Raw genomic sequence first — 12306 nt, forward strand, 5'->3', positions numbered from 1 at the left:
CCCGGTCAGCGCAACATTCAACGCAGCGAGCAGCGACGTGGCCGCCTGCGGCGGATCACCCTTGTCCGGATTACGGGAAGCATGATGGTCCACCAACGCGCGGGTGTCGTCCCCACTATCCCGCAGAGCAACAGCGGTCAACACCGTCGCCTCATGGTGAGCCGTCATCCGGTCAGGACTCACCAACGGCAGACCGAGGAACGCCGAAGCGTTGAGCAAGTCCTTCTGCCAACTGTCAGGAGCCTCACGACGCAGCCGGGCGAGCACCGCCATGCCGAGGTCACTGAGACCGTTGTCCCCATACTCCTCCGCGAAGAGAGCCTCCGGATCCGGCGCCGCTTCCGGCGACGAGTCGTCCGTCTCGTCGACCTCCCGGAGCTTCCCCCGCGCCTTCACGGACAGAGTCCCGGACCCCTCCGAGTCCTCCGTCGTACCGTCCGACTCGGCATCCACGAGCCGGGCGCCCGAACCCTCACCCCCGTGCCTGGCGGGCACCTCGGCGACCGCCAGAGGCTGCCCGCCGAGCCCGGTCAGCAGGGCGTGCACCTCCTCGTTCACCATCCGGCCCTGGTCGTCGAGACGGATGAGCAGTTTGAGACCCGAGGGAACGTCGAAGCTCAGGTTGTCCCCGACGGTCACGGTGAGGTCGACTTCCAGCCCGCCGTACGTCCCGTTGGAGACCGCGTTGGCCTCCTCGGTCCTGCCCTGCCCGGAGGAACCGCTCTCGCCGGTGGACCGGCCGTAGGAGAGGGCCATCCGTTCGAACAGCCTGACGGGGGTCTGGTCGCTGCCGCCGTCCGGTCCCGCGGTGACCTCCCAGCCGCCCGAGTTGTGCGTGGACGCCTCGGCCGACCCTTCGGCCTGCTGGTAGCGGCGGGCGGTGAGGGGCATGCCCTCGCTCGGCCCGAACCGGCGCACCCCTCGGGGAGTGAAGCGGACCTTCTGCTTGTGGCCGTCCACCGGGACCTCGTACTGGCCGCGCAGCAGCTTCTCCAGCTGCGGGCGCATCACGTCCGGGCTGGTGGCGTGCGCGTACCGCATGCCGGCCACGGTGGTCAGCTCGATCGCCGTCAGTGCGGGACCGTCGGGAACGGGGCTCCCGGCCGTCACGTACCGGTGGCCACGCGGAAGCATCGCGTACTTGGCCCAGCGCTGGACGGCGTGTGCGGCCGGCATGTCCAGGGGCACCACATGGTCGGACAGCAGGTCGGCCCACATGTCGGTGGAGGTTTCGGCGGGCTCCCGGGCCGCGTCGCCGCCCTCGCCCCTGACCTGCGGGCCCTCCCAGCGCAGGTGTTCACCGGTCGGCCGGTGCAGCAGCGAGGTGGGCGCGTCCTCGTCGCCGTCGAGCAGTTCCCTGGGCATCGTGAGCTGGGTGGGAACCAGAACGCGCATCGATCCGTGGACGAACGACGTCTCGTGCCATTCGGCATAGCGGCCCAGACCGGCCCCGAGCATGGTGCGCGTGGGAGCTCCGGGCTTGCGGACCAGGCCGGCGAGGTTCCGCAGGGCGCCGACCGCGGCCATGCCACCGCGGATCGGGACGGAGACCAGCTCCATGGGCTGCTTGGACGCGCTGACTTCGACGCGCAGGGTGAAGGGGTGGGTGAAAGCCGTGGCTCCCTTCACCGTCATCCGGTGGATGTCGAGTTCGGTCTGGGAGGTTGTGGAGTCCTCGCCCCGGCTCTGGGAGTAGCCGATGCCGGCTTCGACACCGGCGTAGGTGGCTCCGCTGTCGGAGTGATCGGCCACGAGCCGCGCGCGCGCCGAGGCTCCCACGCCGAACCCCATACCCGCCGAGGTGGTGGTGCCGCCTTGGGCGGATCCCTGGGCCCGCCCGGTCAGTTCGATGTCGGGATGGTCCTGCTGCTGCTCGGCGTTGCCGACCGAGTCGAACGAGACCTTGACCGCGATGTACTGGGTGGTACCGAACATGCCGGGCCTGGGCACGTAGCGGAGTACTCCGGTGCCCATGAGCGCGGGAATCTGGGAGGCCAGCGCGCGCTGCGAGAACGCCGAGCCGAATGCCTCCAGCACGTCGGCGGACTTGACTCCGTGGGCGGCCAGCTTCTGCTGGATCTTCTCCAGCACGCCGTCCACCAGGAACAGTTCGGGGTGGACCGCGCCCGATTGCATGACGTGCCCGACGTAGGTGTGGGTGGGCCGGTGCGGCGCATGCGCGTCGGCCGCGGGCTCCGCCTTCCCCTCCGCCGGACGCGGGACCTCCGCCGCCGGACGCTGGTCCTTCTCCGCCGGACGCGGATCGGCTTCCGCCCGGCGCGGATCAGCCTCCGCCGGATGCGGGTCCGCCCCCATCAGCTCGGCGGCGCGCCAGGACGGCGTGAGCATCTCCAGACCGCCGCTGACCCGCAGCCAGCGCTCGCGGTGCTCCGTGACCCCGCCCTTCGTCCGCTCGACGCTGACGTGGAACACCGGATCGGCCGTCAGCCGTGTCTTGGCTCCCGGGTAGGTGGCCCGGATGATGCTCATCATCCCGTCGGCGGTCTTCCGCGAGGTGCCGAGCGCCAGCGTGCCCGACGCCTCCAGGGCCCCGCCGGCCCGGCTCTTGGCACCACTGTGTTGCTGTTGGGGGTGCAATCCCTGGCCGAGCGTCGGCACGTCCTCGTCGTCGAGCAGGTGCGCGTCACCGCCCCAGCTGCCCTGCGGGCCGACCGAGATCGACGCGGTGACCGCCCCCTCCAGACCGGTCTCGACGGAGCGTTTCGAGGTCAGCTGGTAGTAGTGCTCCAGTTCCACGGGGGCGGACGTGGTGCCCTCGTCGCGTACGGCGTGCGCGGTCAGGTGCAGGCGCAGCCGCTGCTTCCAGCCGTCGCGGCGGGGCAGCGTGACGACCAGGCCCTCGGACGAGGTGAGTGCGGAGAAGGAGGCGGCCAGCGCGTCCGGCGACGCCACCTCGCGGAACTCCTCGGGCCACAGGGTCGCCTGGGAGAAGTCGTCGGTCGGGATGCCGTGCAGGTCCTGGTAGAGCCGTGCCATGGTCCTGGGCAGGTCCGGTACGGCGAGGAAGGCGGGCCGTACGGCCGACACACCTGAGGTCAGGAAGTGGGCGCGGATCTCGCCGTACGCGTCCGTCGGCAGCTGGGAGTGCAGGGTGACGCGTCCCACGGATTCGAGCTGACCGGAGGTCAGGGGTGTCTGCGGCGCGAACGTCTCCGGGATGAGGACCTGGGCCATGGTGACGCCCGGCTGCTCGATCCGCCGGCTCTCGTGCGCGCGGCTGCGGCCCGACGACGACGACACACGGTGCACGTCGAGTTCCCAGCGGAGGTTGTAGTTCCCCTGGTGCGTCCGGCCCAGCGTCTCGTGACGGTTGGTCTCCTTCACCGTTCCGTCGAAGGTGTCACCGAGCTGGCGGCCGACCTGCCCGCGGACCCGGAACGCTCCGAGCTGGAGCCTGAACTTCGGGCCCGCCGGCACCCGCAGCGCGCCGCCGATACCGCCGGAGAGTTCCACGCCCGTCGACGTGCTGCCGGAGAGTCCGAAGGCCGAGGTGGCCCGGGTGTTGACCGAGTGGATGTAACTGCTGCCGTCCACGCGGTCGAGCAGACGGGCGCGCAGGCCCAGCCGGTACAGCTTGCCCTTCACCCGGATCTGGTGCGTGCGTCCGATCAACAGGTCGGGCAGGGAGGCTTCGAGCGCCGGTGTGCCGAAGAAGGCGGAGAGTTCCTGGGTCGTCGCCGCCGTGACGGCTTCCTTCCCGGCCATTTTCTGCAGCATGGCGGTGAAGTTGCGCAGCACGGCGTCGGAGCCGGGCAGGGCCATCGTGGTGGCGAAGCCCAGTCCCTGCGCCCCGTTGTGCCCGCGGGCCGCCAGGGCCAGGGGTTCCGAGGAGTGGGGAGTCTGAGGCACGTCGGCGTCCGCCGTGCGGGCGGCCGTGGGGGCCGAGATGCCGCTCGGCAGATTCGCGATCTCCAGCAACCGCGCGACATGCGGCTGTGAGGCCTTCGGCTGCCGGCCCTCCTCCCGCGCGTCCGGCTGTTCCGGCGTGCGCGCGGGCTCCGCGACGAGCGTCTGCCCGATTTCCGCGGGATCCGACGTGAGCTGCTCGGCCTTGGGGCGGGGATCCGAGGGTTCGTCCAGGCGTGACGGCACCGGCCCGTCGTCCTGTGTCCGCGGGGAGTCCGCCGGGTCCGTCACGACAGGGGCGGTGTGGACGTCGAGTCCTGGTGTGACCAGCTCGCCGAAGGTCTTCGTCTCCCAGTCGGCGGCCCCCTTGCCGTACCTCCAGGGCACACCGATCTCACCGTACGCGGTGACCTTGATCGGCTTCAGCGTGGGATGGGTGTCGGATTCGATGGCGATTTCGAGACTGATCTGGGCGTCGTAGCGTGCGAACTCCTGGGGCATCGTGGCGAGGACGGTGTGGCTCTGCGTCTTGCCCGAAGTGGAGAACCCGTCGGTGCGGCTGGACGACGCGGTGGCGGACAGCAGCGGCAGCAGGCCTCGCGGCCTCTCGTCGCGCGGATCGTGCGTCAGGCCGAGCACCGTGTTGCCGAACGTCATCGAGGCGCTGCTGCCGCCCTTTTGGGAGACCGAGCGGGTCGCGCCCAGTCCGAGGTCCGCGCGGCTGCGCAGCTTGTCCGTCACCTCGCGCATCTGCGCGCTCTTCACACTTGCGCGTACGACGACCTGGCCGCGGAAGGTGGAGAAGCGGGTGAGCCGCTGACGGATCGGCGCGGCGTAGTCGCCGCTCGTGAACCAGAAGCGGCTGCGGTCCAGCGCCGCCGACTCGCTCACCACCTTCTGGATCTCCTTGGAGACCACGGCGACGGCGTCCGGGGTGAGCCCGGCCCCGCGCAGCGCGGCCTGGACCTGGCTGGTGGCGTCGACGAGGTCGAGTGCGTGCAGTGTCGCCGTGGTGTGGCCGGCGGAGCTCTCCTGTCCGTCCGGGATGTCGGCCGGCGAGGTCACCGCCGAGAGGTCGAGCGTCCGGGGCGGCTCGGAGAAGATCTTCGGGAACTCGACGCCGAGGTCGCGGGGTACGACGACGGGGTGCTCGTGTTCGACACCGTCCAGGAAGACACGGATCCGCAGCGCGCTGAGGAAGCGGGTCGAGCCCTTGAAGTAGGGCTTCAGTCCGGAGATGACCTCTTGTTCCCAGCCCTGCGAACGGCTGCGCGAGAAGCCCGTGCCGAACTGCGGCACGCCGAGCGTCGTCGCGGAGGCGAACGCCGAGGCGAGCTGGAAGCCGAGCTGGAGCATCGACTCCAGGCTGGAGGTGGTGTCCTGGGAGGTCTCCCCCGAGAAGCTGGTGGACCCGAACGCGATCCGGTAGCGGCTGACGGCCGTCGCTTCCGGGCTCGGTGCCGGGACACTGAATTCGGCCGGGGTCGGCAGCAGCCAGACGTGCTTGTCTCCCGCGCTGACGTGAACGCCCTCACGGACCAGTGCCGACCACGTCTCGGCGTCCTTGTTGAGCAGGAGGGTGCGCAGGGCGCGCTCGACCGGCGCGCGGACGGCGTCCGGCAGGTTGTACGCGGTCATCGCCGCCCACAGACGGGCGCGTTGCTCGGTCCAGACCGGCGCGTCCTCGACCGTCATCGACCCGAGTGCCCCACCGCGCACGAAGGCGGGCGGCACCACGGAGGCGACCGTGGTTCTCAGCGCGGGCGGCACCACGGAGGCGACCGGCGCCGGGTCGGGGTTCCGTTCGCCGGCGGGATCCGTGACGGTCACCGGTGACTCGGCCGGATCCGTGACGATCTCCTGCGCCCCGGTCGGATCCGTGACGATCACCTGCGGCCCGGCCGGAGTCGCGTCGGACTCCTCGGCGTTCACGGTGCCCGGGAGCGTCGGGTCCCCGGAGATCACCTCCGCCGGAACGGGAGGCTCCTCGGAGATCACCTCCGCCGGAACGGAAGGCTTCTCGGAGATCACCCCACCAGGCCCGGCCGGCACCGCCTCCTCGGGCTCCACCCCGGCCTCGTCCTCGGCCTGGACGTCGTCTGCACCCTCCTCGTCGGTGGACGGCGTGGCCGCAGGGCCCGGAAGGTCCTCGTCGATCTCGGAGATCGAGGCGATCTCAGGGGAATCCGGGGTCTCCGGGAGCCCGGGAATCTCCTCGATCGTCCCCAGTACGTACGGCCGCGGCGGCTCCGAGACGATCGGCCGCAGCTCCAGGAGGGCGCGGGCCGCGGCGGTCGGTGAGTACAGCACCGCGCCGTCCGGTACGACGACCCGTGTGGCGGTCGGTCTGCCGGACTCCGGGCGCCATTCCAGCCGCCAGGTCACGTCGCCGGTGCGAAGCTGCCGGAACGGCCGCCGCGAGCGCTTCTCTCCCGTGTCCAGGCCGAACCGGTCGCCGCCCGTGTCGGAGCCCCAGCCCGTCTGCAGGGTGCCGCTGACTCCGAAGCCCTCGTAGAGGTTGATCCCGACACCGTCGGAGTGCTGGCCGACGAGACCCTGGTTCAGCCGGGCGGCGGCGTCGATGCGGCCGGTGCGCGCCGCGTACTCGTTGCCCCAGCCCCTCTTCCCGCTCCGGGTGAACGAGCGTGAGGTGGAGTTCGGCAGCGTGACCGATTCCTGCCGCACGGGATGGATCTCCTGGACGTCCACGGACACCCGCAGCACTCCACGGTCGCCGCTGAGCACGCCGGGGATGGAGAGTTCGAGGTCCAGTGGTGTCTGGGTGAGATCGAGGAAACGCGCCGGCATGGACGCCGGGCCGAAGAACGACTCCAGGGCTTCGCGGACCTGGTAGGGCATGCCGTGCCAGGAGTGCGAGGCCGGCGAGAGATCGCGCAGCAGGTCCATCGCCGCGGTGCGCAGCGTTCCGAGCCCGGCCACGGACGAGACGACGCTGTCCTTGAGCAGCAGCGGGGTCAGGGGCAGGCCCGTCGGCGGTCCGGGTTCGACGGAGGTCGCCTCCACGCGCGGCAGCGGACGCGGGGAACCGTTCAGGGAGCCGGCGGGCAGGCCGGTCAGCGCCGGGAAGGCGAGGACCAGTTTGCCGGTGAGGTCGGTCGGCGGGACCTGGTGACCGCGGACGTAGCCGAACGACGGAGCGAGCGTCTGGATGAGGGCCCCGGGCAGGGAACCCACGATCGGGAGGCCGGCGGTGAGCGCCCGGTGGATCTTGATGTCCGTCGAGACCTCGACCGTGTGTCCGCTCATGGCGAGCACGCTGATGCCACGCACGGAGCTCAGTGCGGCGCGGTCGGTGAGCGCGGACAGCCGCAGGCCGTGGCGCTGCTCGCCGGTTCCGGTGAGCGTGGTCACCGCGTCCCGGTTCACGTCCCAGGGGGCGAAGGTCGAGCTGGTCAGGAAGGCGACCCCCTGCAGGCTGTGGGCGGACACCACGTCGTTGGCCGACAGCTGGAGGCGACCCGCCTGGCCCGTGACGTCCCAGAACCGGGCTTCGGGCGTCAGGCCGCGCGGCTCCGGGTGGGTCAGCCTGCCCTTGAGGGTGATCTCGGCGACGAGCGTGGTGCCGAAGTCCCGGTTGGGTACGTGCAGCGTGAAGCCCTGGAGCAGAGCTTCCACGGCCCCCCGGGTGCCCGCGGTGGAGGTCAGTTTGAACAGTTCCCGCTCCACCGCCGTGGCGTGTGCGGTGTCCAGGTTGGACTTGAGCCACGGCATCACGTGCTGCGCGACGTATTCCCGCAGGTCGGGGGTCTGGCGCACGAGCGCGAGGCCGAGCGCGCCGTCCTCCACGGCGGGGGACACCAGGTTCACGGGCTCCGTCAGCCCGTCGGGGGCGGGCGCGAGTTGTGCGCGGGGGTGGTCGGTCGGCAGCAGACCGCGCTCCGCGGCTTCCACGGAGCTGATCGCCATGAGGCCGTCGACGTCGACGTCGCTGGACTCGCTCCGCTCCCCGAACCGGAAGCCGTTGAGCGGCAGGATCGGGAGGTCGGGTGCCCCGGTCTCGTACCAGGAGGAGACGCCGACCGTCATGACCATCTGGGCGTCGTTCCAGACGATGCCGCCGATGCCGGCGTCGAGGACGTCGGTGCGGTCGACCTGACCCTGCATCGAGGTGGTGGGGCGGTCGTACGTGTACTGGTAGCCGCCGCGCACGTTCATGGTCTGGTCGGAGGCGGCGGTGAAGGGCAGTTCGACGCCCGTGCCCACGTTGAACAGGCGGTTGCTCCTCATCCCGGTCATGACGCTGCGCGCGCTGTGCCCGTAGTACGCGCCGCTGACGGAGCCCGAGGAGCCGATGGAGGTCAGGTGCGGTGTCCCGGCCTTGAGGGTGATCTCCACCATCTGCCGGGCACCGGTCCAGTGGCGGCCCACGGAGCGTCGCAGCAGTGTCTGAGGGGTGCCCGTGAAGTCGCCGAGACGCTGGTTGAGGCTGTGCAGGACAGTGCGGAGCGCCGCGTGGTCGACAGCGGGCAGGCTGGTGACACCGACGCGTGCCAGGTCACTCTCGATGGCCGCGAGCACGGGTGCGGTGTGCAGGAAGGTCACGGTGTCCGGAGGCAGCGGCAGGGCCGTCGTCGGAGTCCAGGTGTGGCCGTGGTCGTCGACGCCGGAGGGGACACGGACCGGTCCGTCGTCGGTCTCCTCGGTCTTCAGGGAGAGCGTGGGGACGGGGTTCTGCTGGCCCTCCCCACGCTCGTCCAGCAGCTCGTCGGGCAGGACGAAGCTCGCCTCGAAGGTGACGGGAGCCGTCGAACGGCCGGCGCCGGAATCCCGGGGGACGCCGCTCTCGAGGTCGAGGACGTCGTCGTCCTGGCCGGGGAAGGCGCCGGGCATGGTGCGCGCGCCGGACGGCCGGTCGGTCGCACGACGGGGGATGTCCCTGAGTTCGATTTCCTCGGTGGCACCGCCGTCACGGGCGACGCGGCTGTCCGGTGCGGCCGGGAGAAGCTGCTCGACACTCACCTGCACCGTGAACGGAGCGCGGAACTCCGTCATCCACTCCAGGAGCATGGCCACCCCGGCACGGGGCATCATGCCGCTCTGCGTGGTCAGCGTCCGGACGATGCTCTGGCCGGCGCTTCCGCGTGGCGTGACACCCGCCAGGGGCCCGGCGTCGGGCAGGTGCACGGCCGCCGCGACATCGAAGCCGCCGGTGAACGTCGTGGTACGGGTGGAGGTCGTCGTCATGTCGTACGCGAACGCGCTGAAGACCTCCAGGTCGCCGGCCATGGTGCGGGTCCGGACGGCGGCCTGCGGGTCGTAGGTCGCGCGGGCCGTGACCTGGATCTGGTCGTTCGCCCCGGGACCGGTCAGCACGATGGATTCGCCGACGTTGAGCATCGCGGGGATGAGACCGCGCAGTTGCTGGGTCCCCAGGGTGGTCGTCAGCTTGTTCAGGTTGCCGAAGAGCCGAAGGCCCGTGGCGTCCGTGGGTCCGCTGAGTTCCTGCGCGTCGGCGGGCGGCAGGTAGCCCGGGTACGCGGAGCGGACGAGTGCGAGGGTCCGCTGGAGGATCTGTGTGGGCCCGCTCGGGTCCAGGTCGCCGATCCAGACGGAATTGGGCAGGTAGCCGCGGAACTTGTCGGGGATGAAGACCTGCCGTTCCGGCGCGGAACGGGCGTGGGCCTCGGCTCCGTGCGAGCGCCCGGGCGGCGCGGGCTCCGTCCGCCACTCGTCGGGTACGTCGCCCTCGTGCATGCGCACGTACGACGTGATCGGGACGGCCTCGTGGCGGTTGCCGATCTCGGTGCTGAGCCGCAGTTCGGTGTCGAACTGCACGATCGTGGATCGCTCGTGGAGGACCAGCTTGGCCGCGTCGATGCCCACGCCGGTATCGCCGGGGCGGCTCATGCGGACGGTCCGCGACGCGGTGAGCGCGGCGGCGCCCGTGACACCCACCGTGTCCGTGCCGAGGGTCATGTTGAGGGAGCCGCCGACCAGGAGGCGGTCGGTCTGGGCGCTCTGGAGTCCCGACGTCGTCAGGTGGATGCGCTCGTGTTCCGCGCGGCTGAAGTCGTCGTCCCTGATCACGCGCGGGTTGCGGTGCACGGCCCGGACGGTGATCCGCTGCCGGCCGGAGCCGCTGGCGGCGAAGAGCACCGGCGAGCGCAGGGCGCCCTCCGCGGCGTCGTGCATACCGCTCAGCAGTGTGTCCGCGGAGGCGAACGAGGCGAGCGCGACGTGGCCCGGTGTGCCGGGGGCGGCGAACTCGCTGCCGGCCAGCCGGAACACGGCGGCGCGGAAGGCCGCGGTGTGCTGGAGCGTCTCGAAGGAGGCGCGGTGGCCGATGTACACGGGGTGCCGGCCGGGGCCCCCCGGCCCGAACGGGGTGGGCACGGTGTCGGCCGGCTCCCACGCCTGGTAGGCGTTGTCGTCGGTGGCTACGTCCCGCATGGAGGCGGCCGTGGCGAGGGCCCGGCGCAGTGCGTCGACGTCGGACTCGCCGGTGTCGTTGCGCTCGGCCCAGTACGCCGATGTCGCGAAGCCGGGGCCGCCCTTCGGGCGCGGCATGGAACGCGCCGCCTCGCGGGCGACGTTGATGAGGAGCGCCTTCGGCCGGAAGTCGTGCCACTGGGCGCGCTTTCCGCCGGGCAGCAGGACGACCGCGTCCCAGCCCAGACCGGTCAGGAAGGTCACCGCGCGGTACGACGAGAACTTCACGCCGTGCCCGTCGAAGAGGGTGGACCCGGCAAAGGCGGTCTCCGTGCCGTTGGCGGCCATCCAGGGGCCGCGCACGAGTCCGCCGAGCCGGCGCAGCACCCGGACGGGGAACGTGAAGGCGGCCGACACCGAGACGTCCTGTTCGCCGGTGCCGGTCACCGTACGGCTGGCGAAGTTGACGGCCCTGCGCTCGGACATGGCGTGCAGGCGGGCCTCTCGCCTGCCGTCCTCCTCGCGCAGTTCGACGGTGGACGTGTCGAAGACCTCCGGCCCGGCCAGGACCTCCCCTCTGGGGTCGGTCAGCTGCGTCCAGCCCGCGGGGCGCGCACGCAGGATGAGCGTGAAGCTGTCGGCGCCGGTGCCGATGGGCAGCACGAGGGCGTCATTGACCGCGGTGCGCATGTCGTTGCCGTCGCCGTTGCGCAGTCTGTCGAGCCGCTCGTCGAGGGCGGACCCGTGGCGCTCGCGCAGTGCCGGCGGAAGGAGGGTCAGCACCTCGTCGCGGACCATGTCCATGCTGTCGTCGACGATCTCGAACGACTCCGTTCCGGCGCCCATGCGGAAGTCGGGGTCGGTGAGGTGGGCGGGCGGCGCGAAGAGGAGCTGCTTGTCGAGGCGGTCCTGTTCGGCGGTGGGGTCGACGGGGTCCGGGGAGCCTGTGGCGTCCGTGCTCGTCGGCTCCCGCACCGCCTCCGGAGCCTGCACGATCTCCGGATCCTGTGCGATCTCCGGATCCTGTGCGATCTCCGGATCCTGTGCGATCCGCGAGGCCTTCGTGGTCTCCGGAGCGTCCGGGCTCGGCTGCCCCTGCTCCTCGGACGCCACCGTGGACGCGTCGAGCTGCTCGTCGCCGCCCCTGCCCAGGGACCCGGGCAGCGGCGCGGTGGCCGTGGCCAGGAGAGCCGCGGGTACATCGAGAACGCGCGCGGTCACCTGGACGGCGCTGATCGCCGTCGTGTCGCTCCACACGTCGCCCGTCACGACCTCGTGCCGCACACGCTGGAGCGTGGTCAGCGACTCCGGACCGAGCTGGTTGCCGGCGAGGACGGCCTGCACCCGCTGGGGCTGGGACAGGGTGATGCCGGCGTCGGTGAGTTCACTCACCTGTACGGGGGTGTCCGACAGGGTCAGCGGGAAGGGCGGCAGGTCGTCGTCGGTCATCTGATCGGCGACCCAGCGGCGCAGCGCCGCCGTGTCCGGGCTCCCGTCCTCGCCGAGCAGCCCGTGGTCCCGCAGGGTGCCCCGGAGCACGGTCTCGATGCCCCAGGCCAGCCCCTCCGGAGTGGGGTCGGCCACCTCGGTCACGATGTCCGGGGGCACGTCGGTCACCGCGTCCGACGACATCTCGGCCATCGCGTCCGACGGCGCCTCGGGGTGCGACGGTGCGGCAAGTTCGTCCGGCGTCAGAGACGGCCGGTGTGTTCCGTCGAACGGCTGCTGTGTTCCGTCGGACGGCTGAGGGATGTTGATCTGCTGCTGTGAAGACGAGGATCCACTGCCCGAAGCCTGGCCCTGGGCGTCCGTGTCGTCCGCGTCGAACGTGGCGTCGGAGCCGACCGTGGTGGCGCTCGCCGTCCTCGCGCCGCCCGGCGTCCTGGTCCGCTCCGGCGGCAGTTCGGCCACCAGTTGCCGCACGAACTCGGCCGTGCCCGGCTCGTCCTCGGCGGTCGTCATCAGACGGACCGCGACGCGCCGCACGACCTTGTCCTCGGGCGCCAGCTGGTTGTAGGTGTCCTCGTGCCACGCGATCGTCGGCGGCAA

1 pseudogene is annotated in these 12306 nt (G+C 71.4%); it reads right to left on the minus strand.

Annotated elements, in window-relative coordinates:
* Positions 1-12306 (minus strand): annotated as a pseudogene (locus ACGFYV_RS37245) (hypothetical protein); the annotation flags it as partial.

This window comes from Streptomyces sp. NPDC048297 (assembly GCF_043201585.1).
In the GTDB taxonomy this organism is placed as follows: Bacteria; Actinomycetota; Actinomycetes; order Streptomycetales; family Streptomycetaceae; genus Streptomyces.